The sequence below is a fragment of the Mesorhizobium jarvisii genome (assembly GCF_003601985.1).
Lineage (GTDB): Bacteria > Pseudomonadota > Alphaproteobacteria > Rhizobiales > Rhizobiaceae > Mesorhizobium > Mesorhizobium jarvisii.
The window spans coordinates 517872-533714 of record NZ_QZXA01000002.1; the positions used below are offsets into that span (position 1 = coordinate 517872).

Here is a 15843-nt window from a genome sequence, read left to right on the forward strand (position 1 = left end):
CATGGTCGATCAATCGATCGCCGGCCCGGTGAAGGTGATGGCGAATGCATCCGAAGGCGACCGCTCGGGCCGCGCCCGCATCGTCATCCTGTTGCTGTGCCTCGGGCTCGCGGCCGCCATATCTTTGTCGCTCACGTCGGGGGCATCAGATGCTTCGGCCGTCAGCGTCCTCGGGGACTGGCTGCTTGGGGCCATTCCGAGCGATGCGGCGCTGAGCACCCGTGACAGCCTGATCATCTACGACATCCGTTTGCCGCGCATCATCCTCGGCATGCTGGTCGGTGCGGCGCTCGCGGTCTCGGGCGCCGTCATGCAGGGGCTGTTTCGCAATCCGCTGGCCGATCCCGGCCTGATCGGCGTTTCCGCCGGCTCCAGCCTCGGCGCGGTGGCCATCATCGTGCTCGGCATCACGGTGCTGGCGCCGGTGACGGCCTTGCTCGGTACGCTTGCGCTGCCGCTGGCGGCTTTCTTCGGTGGCCTTGCCTCGACCCTGGTGCTTTATCAGGTCGCGACGCGACGTGGCCAAACCTCGGTCGCCACCATGCTGCTCGCCGGCATCGCGCTGGCAGCCCTTGCCATGGCGTTGACGGGCATCCTCATCTTCATGGCCGACGATCGCCAGCTGCGCGACCTGACATTCTGGTCACTCGGATCGCTGGGCGGCGCGACATGGGCGAAGATCGGTTCAGTCGGGCCGATCATTATACTGGCGCTAGGGGCGATGCCTTTCCTGGCGCGCGGCCTCAATGCGCTGGCGCTGGGCGAGGCGACCGCCGGCCATCTCGGCATACCGGTGCAGCGGCTGAAATACACGGCGATCATCGGTGTCTCGGCGGCGGTCGGCGCCTCCGTCGCGGTCAGCGGCGGCATCGGCTTTGTCGGCATCGTCGTGCCGCATCTGCTGCGGCTGCTGATCGGTCCGGACAATCGCTATCTGCTGCCTGCCTCGGCGCTGCTCGGTGCCTCGCTGCTGCTGTTGGCCGATGCCGTTGCACGAACCGTCGTGGCGCCGGCCGAATTGCCGATCGGCATCGTCACCGCGATCGCGGGCGCGCCGTTCTTCCTGTGGATCCTGCTGCGCAAGCGCGGCGTGGTCGATCTCTGAGACCTATGAGGCGTTGATGATCGAGGCAAGGGATGTTTCCGTCGATATCGCCGGCAAGCGCATCGTCGGCGGTGTCGATTTCGACGCCCGGCCCGGCGAAGTCGCGGCCATCGTCGGTCCTAACGGTTCGGGCAAGACGACCTTCCTGAAGGCTTTGTCGGGCGAGTTCGCCTACACCGGGCGCATCGCGCTCAACGGCCATAACCTTTCATCGATGAGGCCGGCCGAGATGGCGGTGCATCGCGCGGTGCTGCCGCAGGCGACGACGCTGTCTTTCCCGTTCACCGTGCGCGAGGTGGTCAAGCTTGGCCTTGTCGGCGGGCGCTCCGGCGCCTTGCCGGGCGAGGATGCGCGGCTGCCGGAGCGGGCGCTGGCGCGCGTTGACCTCGACGGTTTTGCCGGACGTTTCTACCAGGAGCTTTCGGGCGGCGAGCAGCAGCGCGTCCAGCTTGCGCGCGTGCTGTGCCAGGTCTGGGCGCCGGTGCTCGACGGCAAGCCGCGCTACCTGTTCCTCGACGAGCCGGTTTCCAGCCTCGACATCAAGCATCAGCTGATCATCATGAACATCGCCCGTGATTTTGCCAAAAGGGGCGGGGGCGTGGTCGCCATCCTACACGACCTCAATCTGTCAGCCATGTATGCCGACCGGATCTTCGTCATGCATCGCGGCCGGCTCGTGGCCACCGGTTCACCACAGGACGTGCTGAGCGATGAGCTGATCGAAAAAGTGTTCGATTGCGGGCTCAGGGTCGGCGTGCTGCCGGTCGGCAACATGCCGTTCGTGTTGCCTCAATCAGCGGTCTATTGATATTCAGGTGAGGCCGGCCTGCGAATGGCGGTTTCGTGCACTTCCGGTACTCACGTCCCCAAACGTACGCTCCGTTCCGGTTCTCGGAACCCGCCGTTCTCGACTCGGCCTGACCTGAATCTCAACAGACCTACCCAGACGCGGGGAGACTTGCTCACGCGGCCGGGGCGCGGCGCTCCAGCATGTCGATGCCGAGCAGGTTGCGCACGTTCGGCCTTGCCGCCACCATGTCCGCGATCGTGTAGCGGGCGAGCACGGCGAAGAAGGCGTTGAGGGCCTCGCGCAGCGCCGAATTCAGCGCGCAGCTGTCGACCAGCGGGCATTCGGCGGCATCGTTCTCGAAGCATTCGGCCATGGCGAAGCTTTCCTCGGTAACGCGCACGACGTCGAAGAGGCTGATCGCCTCAGCCGCGCGGCCAAGCCTGACGCCGCCATTCCGGCCGCGCACCGTCTCGACCAGTCCATTCTCGACCAGCGGCTGCAGGATCTTGAACAGGAACAGTTCCGACACCGAATAGGCGGCCGCGATTTCGGGAATGCGGCTCAACCGGTCATTGTTGGCGGCACAGTACATCAGGATGCGCATGGCATAATTGGTCTGGCGTGTAAGCCGCATTTCGTCCTCACTACGCGCCGGCGCGGTGCAACCACGCCGGATTCCTGAACTTCGCCGCCGCGGCTCTGATCCCGGAGCTTCGGATTCGCCGCGCTGGCCTCGATCCGAATATGGCCTATACCTTGGAACAATTCCAGACTAGCCAGGCATCATAGATGAATATTCTCGTCAACTTTATGTGCGCAGCCCGGCAAAACGCTGGGAAAACCGGCCACAACGGGCATTCCGGCTGATGAAACCCTAGATAGGCCCGGGGTCGACCTGAGGTCGACCTGAGATCGACGAGAGGTCGACCAGAGATCGACGAGGAGCAGTTCATCCATGTCACAATCGGCTCCGTCCCTGGCGCCTGTCCGTTTCGATGCTGACGCGGCCGTCAAGCTCTCGGCGTTGCGCCGCACCAAATTCATCGCCACGGCGGCGCTGGGGCTTTGCGTGCTGGTGTTCGCCTTGGCCAAGTCGTTCCAAAGCACCTATCCGTGGCTGGGGTTCGTCGCCGCCTTCGCCGAGGCGGCGACCATTGGCGGTCTTGCCGACTGGTACGCGGTGGTGGCGTTGTTCAGGCGCCCGCTCGGGCTGCCGATCCCGCATACCGCCATCATCCCGGAAAACCAGAATCGTATCGCCGACAATCTCGGCCGCTTCATCGAGGCCAATTTCCTGGCGCCTGAGCCGGTGCGGGAAAAGCTTGCCGAGGTCGATTTTGCGGCACTCGTCGCCGATTGGCTGACCGATGCCGAACGCGCCGCCGGCCTGTCGCGCTTCGTCGTTCGGCTGGTGCCGCAGACACTTGCCGCGGTCGAGCAGTCCGGCCTGCGCGGCTTCGTCACCAGCCGCATGCTCGAGCAGATCGAAAAGGTGCCGCTGGCGCCGCTGGCGGCGGAACTGCTGTCGGCGCTTACCGATGACCGCCGTCATCAAAAACTGTTCGACGAGTTCATCAAGGTGGTCGGCCGCTTCCTCAACGACGAACAGGCGCTGGCGACGATGCGCGAGAAGATCCGCGAGGAGCTGCCGTCGCTGTTCAACCTGTTCAGGGCCGATGCCTATCTCCTGAAGAAGATCGTCGCCTCGGCGGGTTCCTTGCTCGACGAGGTGCGCGCCGATCCCGACCACCCGATGCGCGCCGAGTTCGATCGTTTTGCGCAAGGCTTCGTCGAGCGACTGCGGACGTCCAGGCAATATGCAAAGCGTGCCGAGAAGATGAAGCATGATTTCCTCGCCCGACCTGAAGTCAGGGCGCTGGCCGGCGACATGTGGCAGAGCCTCAGCCTGTTCATCGAGCAGGATGCCAAGGCGCCGAATTCGGTGATCCGGGCGCATCTCGCCAACATGTTCGTCGAGGTCGGCCGCCATCTCGCCGGCGATGCGCAGATCCGGGCCGACATGAACCAGGGGTTCGTCGTGGCGCTGGCCTCCTTCGTCGAAAGCCAGAAGAGCGGTGTGTCGAAATTCATCGCCGATCAGGTCAAACGCTGGGACCTGGCGCAACTGACGCGGCTGATCGAGATGAACATCGGCCGGGACCTGCAATATATCCGCTTCAACGGCATGATCATCGGCGGGCTGGCGGGTATCGTCCTCTACACGATCGAGCTGCTGCTCCCGGTCAATTGATGCGCATTGATCGTCAGGCCCGTCTTCGAAATGGACACACGGCAGCCGAGTGCTATGCTCTCGGCGAGGGTATCCGCATTTGCGGCTAAGGGGAGACATCATGGCAAAACAACCGGAATCCGATTCCTTCATGGACATGTTCGGCAGGTTCGGCCGCGACCTGAAGGTGCCCAATGTCGATGTCGAGGCGATCCTTGCCCATCACCGCAAGAACCTCGAAGCGTTGGAGAAATCGGCGCGAGCCGGCGCCGCCGGCGCGACCTCGCTGTTGTCGAGGCAGCGTGAACTGCTGCAGGACACACTGCGCGAAATCGCCGACATGGCGCAGAGCTACCGCGCGCCGGGCAATCCGCAGGAACTGATGACCAAGCAGACGGAGTTTGCCCGGAAATCGTTCGAGGCGGCGCTTAAGAATGCCGGTGAAGTGGCTGAACTGGCTCGCAAATCCGGAACCGAATCGATCGAAATCCTGCGTGCACGCATCAAGGAGGCGATGGAGGAAATCCGCGCCGGCTACGGGCAGAAATAGGCTTCCGCGGCCTGTCGTTTCGTCTTCGGCGGGACATGCCGGTTTGCAGTTTCGCAACCCTGCGCATAGTTGCATTCGCGCCACGTTATAAGCGTCGGCGCCCCTGGAAGGTGCGAAAATCCGAATTCGGCCTGCCATTGCGCGGCAAGGCATGGCACGGTTCAGCCGGAGTTCGACGGAACCGATTCACAAGGGGTGAATTGACAGGGGCCATCCGTTCGTGGTCCGGAGGCACGGCAAGCGATCGGGAAAGCAGGAATGAACGAAATACGGCCTAAAACGCCGCCGACCTATGAGCAGTTGAGAACGATGTCCGGGCAGGAGCTCGGCGTCTCGGAATGGACCACGGTCGATCAGGACCGTATCAACCAGTTCGCCGAATGCACCGGCGACCACCAATGGATCCATGTCGACCCTGAACGCGCGCGGCGACAAAGCCCGTTCCGCACCACGATCGCGCATGGCTATCTGACGCTGTCGATCATCGGCGCGCTGGCGCTCGGCATGGGCATCGTGCCGGAAAACACCCAGGCCGCCTTCAACTATGGCTTCGACAAGGTGCGTTTCCTGGCGCCCGTGAGGGTCGGCGCCCGCATCAGGCTGCGTACGGTCCTGCTTTCCATGGAAGACAGGGGGCCCGGCCAATATCTGATGAAGGCAGCCAATACCGTCGAAATCGAAGGCGAGGAAAAGCCGGCGCTGACGGCGGAAACGCTGGTCATGCTCTATGAGCGCCGCAAACGGGCAGGGGCCTGAGAGCCTGCTTGGAAATTCTACTCTGGCGGCCATCTGATGGCGTTTTCTGCGCTTCCGGTGCTCACGGACCAAAAGTCCGCTGCGCTCCGGTTCTCGAAACCACCACCATATGATTCGCCAGAGCGAATTTCGAAACATTCTCTGCGCGGCATCTGACGGACATTACGCTTCCATCGCCAAGCAGATCGTGCCTCATGAAACTACGGACTCCACGCGACCTGCGACACGGGCCGAGAGCAGCGCGAGCAGCAATGCCACCAGCGCCAGCGCCGTTGCCGTCTCGAAGGTGACCTGCATGCCACGGGCGGCTGCGGCGGAACTCAGAACATCCTGTCCTGTTCCTTGTCGGGCACCGGCCGATGCAACCGCGAATATGGCGCCCATCACCGATGCGCCGGTGACGAGGCCGAGATTGCGCGACAAATTGAGCAGGCCTGATATGACGCCGCGTTCGCCGGCGCCGATACCGCTCATGACGGCCGCATTGTTGGAAGTCTGGAACAGGGCGTAACCGAAACAGGTGACGGTGATGGGAACGGCATAGCTGGCAATGCCGAGTCCGGTCAGCGCAAGCGACAGGAGGAATGTGCCCGTGGCGAGGCTGAGCAAGCCTGCGACCATCATCCTGTGGGCTCCAAAGCGATCGGAGAGCCGCCCGGCCAGCAGCGCCGACAGGGCCGACACAAGCGGCCCGGTCGAAAGCACCAGGCCGACCATCGCGGCATCGAGCCCTAGTCCGCGCGACAGATAGAACGGCGCGACCACCAGGGTCGCCATCATCACCGTGGCGACGATCAGGCTCATGACCAGGCTGGCGCTGAGCCGCTGATCCCGGAAGCTGGCGAGTTGGACCAATGGGTTCTTCACCCGTTTCTGGGCGACGGCGAATAGACCGATGCCGAGAGCGGTAGCGGCCAGCAGGCCGATGTTGAGCGCACCGAAATGGCCCCGGCCAAGCGTCATGGCCAAGGCATAGGCGGCCAGCGTCAGGGCCAGCAGGACAGTGCCCATCGCGTCGAACTTGCCTTGGGCGGCCTGAGATGTGTTGTTGCGAGCGGGCAGGGCGCGCCAGGCGAGGGCGAAGGTCAGCAGGCCCAGCGGCACATTGACCAGGAAGATCGCCCGCCAGCCGAGGCCGGCGATCAGCAGGCCGCCGAGCGAGGGGCCGAGCGTCGTGCCGATCGCCGACATGGCGCCGAGCAGGCCCATGGCGCTGCCGGTCCGTTCCTTGCTCACCGTTTCCGCGACAAAGGCCAACGCCAGCGCCATCATCAGAGCCGCGCCAAGCCCCTGCATGGCGCGTGCGGCAATCAGCAGCCACAGCGTCGGCGCCAGGCCGCAGAACACTGATGCCGATGTGAACAGCGCGATGCCGCCAAGCAGCAACGGCCGGCGCCCGAACATGTCGGCCAGCCGCCCGGCGCTGACGATCAGCGTGGTGATGGCGAGGAGATAGGCCAGGACCACCCATTGCACGGCTTGGAACGACGCGCCGAACGTCTGCATCAGCGAGGGCAGCCCGACACTGGCAATGCTGGTTCCGAGCGACGACAGCAGCGTGGCGAGCGACAGGCTTGCCAGCGCCCAGCCGACCGATTGATTCTCTTGCGGGGCTGATATGCCGTCCCGATTTTGCGCGGCGACTGCCATGGCGATCTCCTTTCCGTTCGCTCCGGAGCTGGAGCCGATGGAGATCTAGTCTTTCGGCTGATATGGCGAAAGGCGCAGCATTTGCATCATATCAGTGCATGAGACGCCACATCATGCTACGATCCGCGGATGACAACACCCGATCTCAATCTGCTCTTTGCTCTCGACGTGCTGCTGGCGGAAGGCAGCGTGGCCCGCGCCGCGCGCCGTCTGCGGCTCAGTCCCTCGGCGATGAGCCGAACGCTGGCGCGGCTGCGCGAGGCGACGGGCGATCCTTTGCTGGTGCGGGCCGGCCGCGGCCTGGTGGCGACGCCGCGCGCGGAGGAATTGCGCCGCCAGGTCGGTCCTGTCGTCCAGGACGCTGAGGCGCTGCTGCGCCCCGCCGAATTGCTTGATCTCTCAACCCTGGACAGGGTCTTCACGCTGCGCACCAACGAAGGCTTCGTCGAGGAGTTCGGGCCTCGCCTGGTCGCCCGTATCGGGGCCGAAGCGCCAGAGGTGCGGCTGCGTTTCGCGCCGAAGTCCGACAAGGATGTGATGTCGCTACGCGACGCGGCGATCGACCTGGAAATCGGCGTTGCCGGCGAAACCGGGCCAGAAGTGCGCATCCAGGCGCTGTTTCGCGACCGCTTCATTGGCGCTGTTCGAGCCGGCCATCCCCTGAGCAAGGGCACGGTGACGCCCGAGCGATACGCCGCTGGCCGGCACATCAGCGTTTCGCGGCGCGGCCGCGAGAAGGGGCCGATCGACGAGGCTTTGGGCGGGCTTGGCTTGCAGCGGATGGTGGTGTGCATGGTCTCGGGTTTCTCAGCCGCGCTCGCCATGGCGCGCGCCTCGGAGCTGATCGCAAGCGTACCCGAGCGGCACACGGCCGGCGCGCGCGCCGGCATGTACAGTTTTCGGCTGCCGGTCACGACGGTGGAAGTCACCATTTCGATGCTCTGGCATCCGCGCCTCGATGCCGACCCGGCGCAACGCTGGTTGCGCGAATGCGTGCGGGAGGTCTGTGCAAGTCGCTGAGATCAGCGCGCCATCGCCGCCTCGAGCACCTTGAAGATGCGCTGGTCTTCGCACTGGGCGACGTTGAAGCGCAGGAAATGGCTGGCCGTCCGGGACAGGCTGAACGCATTGCCGGGCGCCAGCACGACATTGTCGCTGAGCGCCCGGCGGGCGACTTCGGCCGCGTCAACGCCGTCGGGCAGGCCGCACCACAGGAACAGACCGGCCGGCTGGTCGATCCACGGCGTGATGCCGATCGCCCTCAGCCGGGCGACGGTCTCGGCCATGGCGCGCGCGAGCCTGGCGCGCAGCAGATCCATGTGCTTGCGGTAGCTGCCATCCTTCAGCAGCATCAGGACCAGTTCGGCGGCCAGCCGTCCGCCGCCGAAGGTCGTGGCGATTTTGAGGTCGGTCAGGCCCTCGATCCAGTCGCGGGGCGCTGCGATGAAGCCGCAGCGCACCGACGCCGACAGCGTCTTGGTAAAACTGCCGATCTGGACGACGCGGTTCAGGCCATCGAAGGCCGCCAGCCTCGGGGCAGGGGCATGTTCGAAATCGGCGAAGATGTCGTCCTCGACAATGGTCAGGTGCGACTGGTCGGCGAGCTTCAGCAAGCGGTGCGCGGTGACCGGCGACAGGATCGCGCCGGTCGGGTTGTGGATGGCGGCGTTGGTGATGTAGAGGCGCGGCCGATGCTCGGCGAGCGCATTCGCGAACAGTTCGATATCTGGCCCAGACGGTGTGTAGGGAACGCTGACCACCTTGGCGCGGTGGGCGCGCAGCAAAGCGTGGAAATTGAAATAGCAGGGGTCGTCGACCAGCACCGTGTCGCCGGGCTCGATCAGGAGCCGGCACAACAGGTCGATGGCCTGCGTGCCCGAGTCCGTCAGCATGATCTGTTCAGGCGAGACTTCGATGCCATGCCCGGCCATGCGCCGCGCCAAGAGTTGCCGCAGCGGCGGCAGGCCAAGCGGCGTGCCGTAATCGGCAAGCGCGGCATCGTCGGCGCGCGCTGCCGTGCGCAGTGCCCGCCGCAGCGCGGCCTGCGGCATCCAGGAGGCCGGCAGCCAGCCGCAGCCGGGTTTCAACACCTCGTCGCCGGCATCCAGCGACTGGCGCGATACCCAGAGCGGATCGACGGCACGGTCGAGCCGGGGACCGATCTCGGCCAGCGACAGCGGCGCCAGCGAGCCGGCGGCATAGAAACCCGAGCCCCGCCGGGAGCGGATCGTGCCCTCGGCGACGAGCCGCTCATAGGCTTCGACCACGGTGGATTTGGACACCTGCATGGATTGGGCGAAGGCGCGGATCGACGGCAACCGGGCTCCCGGTGTCAGGCTGCGCGCGGCAATCCGCTGGCGAATGGTCGCCATGACGCTTTCGACCAGAGTGGGGGTACCCAAGGTTCGCGCGCCATCAGTTTCCAAGGCGAGGTCAGTCATCTGTACTGCTCAATATGCCATTACAGTTTCGTGAAATTGTACCGCATTGTCTCTAGCCGCGCCATGGGCATCCGCCCGATAGAGGGCGAAAGCAATGGAGCGTGCAATGGACAAGACCGCGAGCGGCTGGGTGAACGGATTTATCGGCGTGCTGATCTTCTCGGGCTCGCTGCCGGCGACGCGTGTGGCGGTCATGGATTTCGATCCGACCTTCGTGACATCAGCCCGGGCCGCGATTGCCGGACTGCTTGGGCTGGCGATGCTGCTGCTGTTTCGGGAGAAACGTCCGCAGCGCGGCGATCTCGTGTCGCTGGTGATCGTGGCGCTGGGCGTGGTCGTCGGCTTTCCCTTGTTGACCGCCTTGGCGCTCAAGCACATCACCTCGGCCCATTCCATCATCTTCATCGGCCTGCTGCCGCTGGCGACCGCGATCTTCGGTGTGCTGCGCGGCGGCGATCGTCCTCGTCCGGCATTCTGGTTGTTTTCGTGCATCGGCAGCGCGCTGGTCGCCGGCTTCGCGCTGACGCAGGGCGTGACCGCCTCGCCGGTCGGCGACGGCCTGATGCTCGCCGCCGTCGTCGTTTGCGGCCTGGGCTATGCCGAGGGCGCCGCGCTGTCGCGCAGGCTCGGCGGCTGGCAAGTGATCTGCTGGGCGCTGACGTTGTCGCTGCCGATCATGCTGGTGCTGAGTTTCGCGACCCTGCCGCCATCCTTTGCCCACATCGGCTCCCACGCCTGGATCGGGCTCGCCTATGTCTCGCTGTTCAGCATGCTGATCGGCTTCGTCTTCTGGTACCGCGGCCTGGCGCAAGGCGGCATTGCGGCGGTGGGGCAGTTGCAGTTGCTGCAGCCCTTCTTCGGCCTGGCGCTCGCGGCGGGCCTGCTGCACGAGCAGGTCAGCCCGCTGATGGTGGTGGTTACGCTCGGCGTGGTGGCGTGCGTGTTCGGCGCAAAGAAGTTCGCGCGGTAGTTCGGGAAGCGAGCCCCGCGCCTAGAACTTCGTCACCACCCCGATACCAATGCCCTCGAAGCCACCCATCGCCATCAGCGCTGCGGGCGCCTCGTCGAGGCTGATCTTCTTGCCGACCAGCAGTTCGGGCTTGAGCTTGCCGTTGTGGATCATGTCCATCATCGCCTGGTAGCGGTAGGCCTGCATGCCGTGGCTGCCGAGGATTTCGAGTTCGTAGGCGATGATCTTGTCCATCGGCACTTGCGGGCGGGCGTGCTCGCCCAGCATCAGGCCGACCTGCACATGGCGGCCGCGCCGGCGCAGATTGGCGATCGAGTTGAACGAGGTGGTGGGGTGGCCGAGCGCGTCCATCGACATATGCGCGCCGCCATTGGTGATCTGCTTGACCGCCTTGACCACATTCGGCGTCGTCGACGCATTGATGGTCGCGACGGCGCCGATCTTTTTGGCGAACTCCAGCTTCTCGTCGGTGAGGTCGATGGCGATCACATTGGCGCCCATCGAACTGGCGATCATGATTGCCGACAGGCCGACGCCGCCACAACCATGCACCGCCACCCATTCGCCGGGCTTGACTCGCCCTTGGTCGACAATGGCGCGAAACGAGGTGACGAAACGGCAGCCGAGGCTGGCGGCGGTGGCGTATTCCATCTCCTGGGGCAGGCGCACGAGGTTGGTGTCGGCATGTTCGATGCCGACATATTCGGCGAACGAGCCCCAGCCGGTGAAGCCGGGCTGCGTCTGGTGCTCGCAGACCTGATGATTGCCCGAGCTGCATTCGAAGCAGCGGCCGCAACCGACGGCAAACGGCACCGTCACGCGGTCGCCGGCCTTCCAGCGGCTGACCTGCTTGCCGGCGGCGACGACGACGCCCGCCAGCTCATGGCCCGGGACGTGCGGCAAGGTGATGCCGTCATCATGGCCCATCCAGCCATGCCAGTCGCTGCGGCAGAGCCCCGTCGCCTCGACCTTGATGACGACGCCATCGGCGGCCGGCTTCGGATCGGGAACGGTCTGGATCGTCGGCGCTTCGCCGAATTTCTCGAAGACGACGGCTTTCATCGGTCACTCCACCTGCGCGATAGATCGGTTCTTCGTTTCATGGAAACGAAGAACCGATCTATCTCATTGTTTTGACGCAATCCCTGTGGGAAAACCGCATCACACTTTTCCTGGAATTGCTCTGGGGAAACGATAGCCGATTCCCTGGCCGGTCAAGCGGAAATCGATTCCGCCAGCCTGGCCAGTCCACCGAACGTGCCAGGGCGGTCAGCCGTTTTCCTGGTCGCGGAAATCGGCGAGCCTTGTGTCGCCGGGCGCCAGCAGCCGCCCGTCCTCGGCATGCACCTCAAGGCGCCTGATCGGCCTGCCGCTCTGCGTATCGACCATGAAAGTGTAGGGCTCGCCCGGTCCGGAGAAATAGGTCTCGCCCCATTGCCGCAAGGCGACCAGGACATAGAACAGGCCGCGCCCTTTTTGCGTCAGCACATATTCGTGGTGCGCGCTGCCGTCGGGCGCGGGAACCGTTTCCAGTATGTCGTGTGCGACCAGATTGCGCAGCCGCGCTGACAGGATGTTCTTGGCGACGCCGAGGCTCTTCTGGAACTCGCCGAAGCGGCGCAAGCCGTCAAAGGCATCGCGCACGATGAGCAGCGACCACCAGTCGCCGATCGCGTCTAGCGGCCGCGCGATCAGGCAATCCGCTTCGTGGTGGCTCGTTCGTTTCACCATGGCAATCGTTGGTCCAGATAGATCATTCTGGTTGCAAGATAAAACTGTTCTGCCTATCCAGCAAGTGGTTTCAAGTTGAAACCTATTGTGGAGATCGACATGAATCTGCAGGTGGTGAACGGCGTGGCAGCAGGAGCGGAGCGGTCCGACAGGCTGCTGCAGGCAACACCAGCGTCACCACTGGGACTGTCCGGCATGACGGCGCTGGTCTTCGCCATTGCCTGTGGCCTGAGTGTTGCCAACGTCTATTTCGCTCATCCGCTGCTCGATGCCATCGCGCATGATTTCGCCATCGCGCCCGCCTCGGTCGGCATCGTGGTGACGGTCACGCAGATCGGCTATGCGCTCGGCCTGTTCTTCATCGTGCCGCTGGGCGACCTGTTCGATCGTCGCAAGCTGATCGCGGTTCAGGCAGTCCTGTCCGCCGTCGCGCTGAGTGCTGTCGGGATTGCACCGAGCGCTGCAATGCTGCTGACAGGCCTTGCTGTCGTCGGACTGCTTGCCGTTGTGGTTCAGGTGCTGGTGGCCTACGCCGCCGACCTCGCCGTGCCGTCCGAGCGGGGGCGGGCGGTCGGCACCGTCACCAGCGGCGTCATCCTTGGCATCCTGCTTGCACGCTTCGTTGCCGGCGTTGTCGCCGACTTCGCTGGCTGGCGCTGGGTCTATCTGGTCTCGGCGGCGCTGACGCTCATCATGGCGCTGGTACTCTACCTCATCCTGCCGCGCCACGAGGCGGAGCGGCCACGCACGCCCTATCCGCGCCTGCTCGGCTCGGTGGTACTGCTGTTTGTGCAGGAGCCGCTGCTGCGTGTGCGCGCGGTGCTCGCCATGCTGATCTTCGCCAGCTTCAACGTGCTGTGGGCGCCACTGGTGCTGCCGCTGAGTGCCGCGCCATTTTCACTCTCGCATACCGAGATCGGGCTGTTCGGCCTTGCCGGGGTCGCCGGCGCTCTCGGTGCTCGCTGGACAGGCGGCCTCGTCGATCGCGGGCGCGGCCAGCTAGTCACCGGTCTCAGCCTGCTTTTGATGATGGGGGCCTGGCTGCCGATCGCCTTCATGGGCGTGTCGCTGTGGCTGCTTGTCGCCGGCATCGTCATGCTGGATCTGGCGATCCAGGCCGTCCACGTCACCAATCAGAGCCTGATTTTTTCGCGCCGGCCTCATGCACGCAGCCGCCTGGTGGGCGGCTACATGATCTTTTATTCGCTCGGCAGCGCGCTCGGCTCCATCGCCTCGACCATGACCTATGGCGCCATGGGCTGGAGCGGCGTCTGTGTGCTGGGCGCCAGCATCGGCCTGCTGGCGTTGCTGGTCTGGGCACTGACGCTGCGCGTTGGCCAGTAGGCCTTACTCCGCATCGATCTGGTTCTGCGGCGCGGCCTTCTGGAAGGCCGGCAGCGCCATGCAGGCGGCGTTGATGCGGGTGATCGTCGGGTAGGGCGTCAGGTCGACGCCGAAACGGGCGTTGCTGGTGATCTGTGCCGCCAGGCAAATATCGGCGAGCCCCGGCGCCTCGCCGTGGCAGAATGTTCCGGTCTGAGGTGAGGACGCTAGGATCTTTTCAAGCGGCTGAAAGCCTTCGTTCACCCAGTGGCGGAACCAGTTGGTGATGTCCTGGTCGCCGGCGCCGAACAAGGTGCGCAGCGAGGTCAGCACCCGCAGATTGTTCACCGGGTGGATGTCGCAGGCGATCATCTGCGCCAGCATTCTCACGCGCGCCCGGCCAAGCGAGTCCTTCGGCAGCAGCGGCGGCGTGGGCTGGACCTCGTCGAGATATTCGATGATCGCCAGCGACTGCGTCAAAAGCGTGCCGTCGTCGAGCACCAATGCCGGCACCAGCCCCTGCGGGTTGACCGCGAGATAGGCCGGTTCCAGATGCTCGCCATGGCGCAGATGGTGCGGGACGTAGTCATAGCTCAGCCCCTTCATCTCCAGCGCGATCCGCACTCTGTAGGAGGTGGAGGAACGGTAATAATTGTGCAGGACGATGTCGCTCATGGCTTTGTCGTTCACGACCGCGGTTGGCCGATCGTCACTTCGATCGTGCCGATGCCGTCGACGCCGCCGGTCATCGTCTCACCGGGCTTGACCGCGCCGACGCCGGCGGGCGTGCCGGTGAAGATCAGGTCGCCGGCTTGCAATTCGACTGCTTCGCTGCAGATTGAGACAATGTCTGCTATCGGCCAGATCAGTTCACTAAGGTCGGCATCCTGTTTCACCGCGCCGTTTACGGCAAGCCAGATACGCCCCTTCGTCGGGTGCCCCGATTTCTGCGCGGGCACCAGCGGGCCGCAAGGGGCGGAATGGTCGAAGGCCTTAGACCAGTCCCAGGGCCGCGCCGCCTTCTTGGCCTCATCCTGGAGGTCGCGGCGGGTGAGGTCGATGCCGACGCCGTAACCCCAGACGTGGTCCAGCGCCCGCTCACGCGCAATGCGGAAGCCTGTTTTTCCGATCGCGGCCACCAGCTCGATTTCGTGGTGCAGATTGGCCGTCAGCGGCGGGTAGGGGATCACGGTGCCGGAATCGACCACGGCGTCGGATGGCTTGGTGAAGAAGAAGGGCGGATCGCGCTCGTCATTGCCGAACTCGCGCGCATGCGCCGCATAGTTGCGGCCGACGCAGAAAATCCGCCGCACGGCAAAGCGCTCGGCCGACCCGCTGATGGCGACTGAAGGCGTTGGCGGCACGGGAAGGACAAAGGCGGTCATGGCGGTCTCTGCGTTGGCTATTGGGATGATGGCGGCACCTTCGGCCGATTTCGGGAACCGGGCAAGGCGTCGCTTTTCATAAAGCATGGGCTTTGCCGGGGCCGTGTAAGTAATTCAGGGTTCCCATCACCTTTGCAGCGGCCTATCAACCGGCGATAGACTATTTGCTAATAATCCGACCATGGTCGCGGGGCTATGGTGTGGCAGGTAAACCGGAACGAGCCACATGACAGTACCCAACGATCGCGCCCGGTTCCTGATCATCGACGACCATCCGCTGTTTCGCGAGGCGCTGCACAGCGCCGTGCAGATGGCCTATCCGGAGGTCGACACGGTCGAGGCGCGCTCGATCGCCGAGGCGCTCGATCTGCTGGCCGACGCCAAGCCTTTCGACCTTGCGCTGCTGGACCTCAGCATGCCCGACGTGCACGGCTTCGACGGGCTGCTGCAACTCAGGACCCGCTATCCGCGCCTGCCGGTGGTAATCGTGTCGGGATATGAGGAGCCGCGGATCATTTCCGAGGCGCTGTCCTATGGCGCCGCCGGCTTCATCCCGAAATCGGCGCGCAAGAGCGATCTTGCCGCCGCCATCCGCTCGGTGATGGACGGCGCGATCTATGTGCCGGAAACCTATGAAGGCCAGCCGGCCGACGCCGACAGCGTCGATCGCGCCGACATGGTCCAGCGCCTGTCCAAGCTGACGCCGCAGCAGCTGCGCGTGCTGCAAATGCTGCGCCAGGGCCTGCTCAACAAGCAGATCGCGTATGAGCTGCAGGTGGGCGAGACCACGGTCAAGGCGCATGTCTCGGAGATATTGCGCAAGCTCAATGTCTACAGCCGCACGCAAGCGGTGATCGAGGTCTCGAAGCTGGACAATGCGGAGCTTTTCAGGGATCAGGCGGGGTTTTGAGC

At 64.6% G+C, this 15843-nt stretch carries 16 protein-coding genes; 9 read left to right on the top strand and 7 right to left on the bottom strand.

The features are described 5' to 3' along the window. Window position 1 precedes the first annotated feature (1 nt). Together D3242_RS06270 and D3242_RS06275 are read left to right on the top strand one after the other, a co-directional pair. Window positions 2-1105: a FecCD family ABC transporter permease gene (locus D3242_RS06270; RefSeq protein ID WP_019858624.1), complete on the top strand. Its 1104-nt coding sequence runs from the start codon at window positions 2-4 to the stop codon at window positions 1103-1105. Between the two features lie 16 nt (window positions 1106-1121). Continuing rightward, window positions 1122-1913 (top strand): heme ABC transporter ATP-binding protein, encoded by a 792-nt coding sequence (locus D3242_RS06275; protein ID WP_064984094.1) that lies wholly within the window; start codon window positions 1122-1124, stop codon window positions 1911-1913. Between the two features lie 154 nt (window positions 1914-2067). Here the strand turns inward: D3242_RS06275 and rirA are convergent, their stop codons facing one another. After that, window positions 2068-2529, bottom strand: a complete 462-nt coding sequence (gene rirA / locus D3242_RS06280; RefSeq protein WP_019858621.1) for an iron-responsive transcriptional regulator RirA — start codon at window positions 2527-2529, stop codon at window positions 2068-2070. Between the two features lie 321 nt (window positions 2530-2850). On the opposite strand from rirA, the gene D3242_RS06285 reads away from it, so the two are divergent. The 3 genes from D3242_RS06285 to D3242_RS06295 all read left to right on the top strand — a co-directional run bounded on the left by D3242_RS06285 (window position 2851) and on the right by D3242_RS06295 (window position 5431). Beyond that, window positions 2851-4146: a DUF445 domain-containing protein gene (locus tag D3242_RS06285; RefSeq protein WP_019858620.1), complete on the top strand. Its 1296-nt coding sequence runs from the start codon at window positions 2851-2853 to the stop codon at window positions 4144-4146. Window positions 4147-4246: 100 nt separating this feature from the next. After that, window positions 4247-4675, top strand: coding sequence for a phasin family protein (locus D3242_RS06290; RefSeq protein ID WP_027046931.1), 429 nt, complete (start codon window positions 4247-4249; stop codon window positions 4673-4675). Window positions 4676-4933: 258 nt separating this feature from the next. Beyond that, complete coding sequence (locus tag D3242_RS06295; protein ID WP_019858617.1) at window positions 4934-5431, top strand: MaoC family dehydratase; 498 nt, start codon at window positions 4934-4936, stop codon at window positions 5429-5431. Between the two features lie 192 nt (window positions 5432-5623). Here D3242_RS06295 and D3242_RS06300 read toward each other — a convergent pair whose 3' ends face one another. Continuing rightward, window positions 5624-7081, bottom strand: a complete 1458-nt coding sequence (locus D3242_RS06300; RefSeq protein ID WP_064984096.1) for an MFS transporter — start codon at window positions 7079-7081, stop codon at window positions 5624-5626. Window positions 7082-7210: 129 nt separating this feature from the next. Between D3242_RS06300 and D3242_RS06305 the strand changes: the two genes are divergently transcribed. Further along, window positions 7211-8101 (top strand): LysR family transcriptional regulator, encoded by an 891-nt coding sequence (locus D3242_RS06305; RefSeq protein ID WP_064984098.1) that lies wholly within the window; start codon window positions 7211-7213, stop codon window positions 8099-8101. A gap of 2 nt (window positions 8102-8103) precedes the next feature. Here the strand turns inward: D3242_RS06305 and D3242_RS06310 are convergent, their stop codons facing one another. Then, complete coding sequence (locus tag D3242_RS06310; protein ID WP_064984100.1) at window positions 8104-9522, bottom strand: aminotransferase-like domain-containing protein; 1419 nt, start codon at window positions 9520-9522, stop codon at window positions 8104-8106. A 106-nt stretch (window positions 9523-9628) separates the two neighbouring features. On the opposite strand from D3242_RS06310, the gene D3242_RS06315 reads away from it, so the two are divergent. Continuing rightward, window positions 9629-10492 (top strand): DMT family transporter, encoded by an 864-nt coding sequence (locus tag D3242_RS06315; RefSeq protein WP_064984103.1) that lies wholly within the window; start codon window positions 9629-9631, stop codon window positions 10490-10492. Between the two features lie 21 nt (window positions 10493-10513). Here the strand turns inward: D3242_RS06315 and D3242_RS06320 are convergent, their stop codons facing one another. Both D3242_RS06320 and D3242_RS06325 read right to left on the bottom strand, forming a co-directional pair. After that, on the bottom strand, window positions 10514-11554 hold the full coding sequence (locus D3242_RS06320) for a zinc-dependent alcohol dehydrogenase family protein (protein WP_064984105.1): 1041 nt from the start codon (window positions 11552-11554) through the stop codon (window positions 10514-10516). Window positions 11555-11761: 207 nt separating this feature from the next. Beyond that, window positions 11762-12223: a winged helix-turn-helix transcriptional regulator gene (locus tag D3242_RS06325; protein ID WP_081296092.1), complete on the bottom strand. Its 462-nt coding sequence runs from the start codon at window positions 12221-12223 to the stop codon at window positions 11762-11764. A gap of 99 nt (window positions 12224-12322) precedes the next feature. Between D3242_RS06325 and D3242_RS06330 the strand changes: the two genes are divergently transcribed. Beyond that, a complete protein-coding gene (locus D3242_RS06330) occupies window positions 12323-13567 on the top strand; it encodes an MFS transporter (protein WP_019858609.1) in 1245 nt (414 codons plus the stop codon). A 3-nt stretch (window positions 13568-13570) separates the two neighbouring features. On the opposite strand, the gene maiA is transcribed toward D3242_RS06330, so the two are convergent. Together maiA and D3242_RS06340 are read right to left on the bottom strand one after the other, a co-directional pair. Further along, window positions 13571-14221, bottom strand: a complete 651-nt coding sequence (gene maiA, locus D3242_RS06335) for a maleylacetoacetate isomerase (RefSeq protein ID WP_064984329.1) — start codon at window positions 14219-14221, stop codon at window positions 13571-13573. A gap of 11 nt (window positions 14222-14232) precedes the next feature. Further along, on the bottom strand, window positions 14233-14931 hold the full coding sequence (locus D3242_RS06340; protein ID WP_064984333.1) for a fumarylacetoacetate hydrolase family protein: 699 nt from the start codon (window positions 14929-14931) through the stop codon (window positions 14233-14235). Window positions 14932-15157: 226 nt separating this feature from the next. Here D3242_RS06340 and D3242_RS06345 point away from each other — a divergent pair, with 226 nt between their 5' ends. Beyond that, window positions 15158-15841: a response regulator gene (locus D3242_RS06345; protein ID WP_064984109.1), complete on the top strand. Its 684-nt coding sequence runs from the start codon at window positions 15158-15160 to the stop codon at window positions 15839-15841. Window positions 15842-15843 lie beyond the last annotated feature (2 nt).

Bases quoted from the DNA above. Each gene is read 5' to 3' on its own strand.
- D3242_RS06270 (WP_019858624.1), top strand. From the start codon at position 2: ATGGTCGATCAATCGATCGCCGGCCCGGTGAAGGTGATGGCGAATGCA.
- D3242_RS06275 (WP_064984094.1), top strand. From the start codon at position 1,122: ATGATCGAGGCAAGGGATGTTTCCGTCGATATCGCCGGCAAGCGCATC.
- rirA (WP_019858621.1), bottom strand. From the start codon at position 2,529: ATGCGGCTTACACGCCAGACCAATTATGCCATGCGCATCCTGATGTAC.
- D3242_RS06285 (WP_019858620.1), top strand. From the start codon at position 2,851: ATGTCACAATCGGCTCCGTCCCTGGCGCCTGTCCGTTTCGATGCTGAC.
- D3242_RS06290 (WP_027046931.1), top strand. From the start codon at position 4,247: ATGGCAAAACAACCGGAATCCGATTCCTTCATGGACATGTTCGGCAGG.
- D3242_RS06295 (WP_019858617.1), top strand. From the start codon at position 4,934: ATGAACGAAATACGGCCTAAAACGCCGCCGACCTATGAGCAGTTGAGA.
- D3242_RS06300 (WP_064984096.1), bottom strand. From the start codon at position 7,081: ATGGCAGTCGCCGCGCAAAATCGGGACGGCATATCAGCCCCGCAAGAG.
- D3242_RS06305 (WP_064984098.1), top strand. From the start codon at position 7,211: ATGACAACACCCGATCTCAATCTGCTCTTTGCTCTCGACGTGCTGCTG.
- D3242_RS06310 (WP_064984100.1), bottom strand. From the start codon at position 9,522: ATGACTGACCTCGCCTTGGAAACTGATGGCGCGCGAACCTTGGGTACC.
- D3242_RS06315 (WP_064984103.1), top strand. From the start codon at position 9,629: ATGGACAAGACCGCGAGCGGCTGGGTGAACGGATTTATCGGCGTGCTG.
- D3242_RS06320 (WP_064984105.1), bottom strand. From the start codon at position 11,554: ATGAAAGCCGTCGTCTTCGAGAAATTCGGCGAAGCGCCGACGATCCAG.
- D3242_RS06325 (WP_081296092.1), bottom strand. From the start codon at position 12,223: ATGGTGAAACGAACGAGCCACCACGAAGCGGATTGCCTGATCGCGCGG.
- D3242_RS06330 (WP_019858609.1), top strand. From the start codon at position 12,323: ATGAATCTGCAGGTGGTGAACGGCGTGGCAGCAGGAGCGGAGCGGTCC.
- maiA (WP_064984329.1), bottom strand. From the start codon at position 14,221: ATGAGCGACATCGTCCTGCACAATTATTACCGTTCCTCCACCTCCTAC.
- D3242_RS06340 (WP_064984333.1), bottom strand. From the start codon at position 14,931: ATGACCGCCTTTGTCCTTCCCGTGCCGCCAACGCCTTCAGTCGCCATC.
- D3242_RS06345 (WP_064984109.1), top strand. From the start codon at position 15,158: ATGACAGTACCCAACGATCGCGCCCGGTTCCTGATCATCGACGACCAT.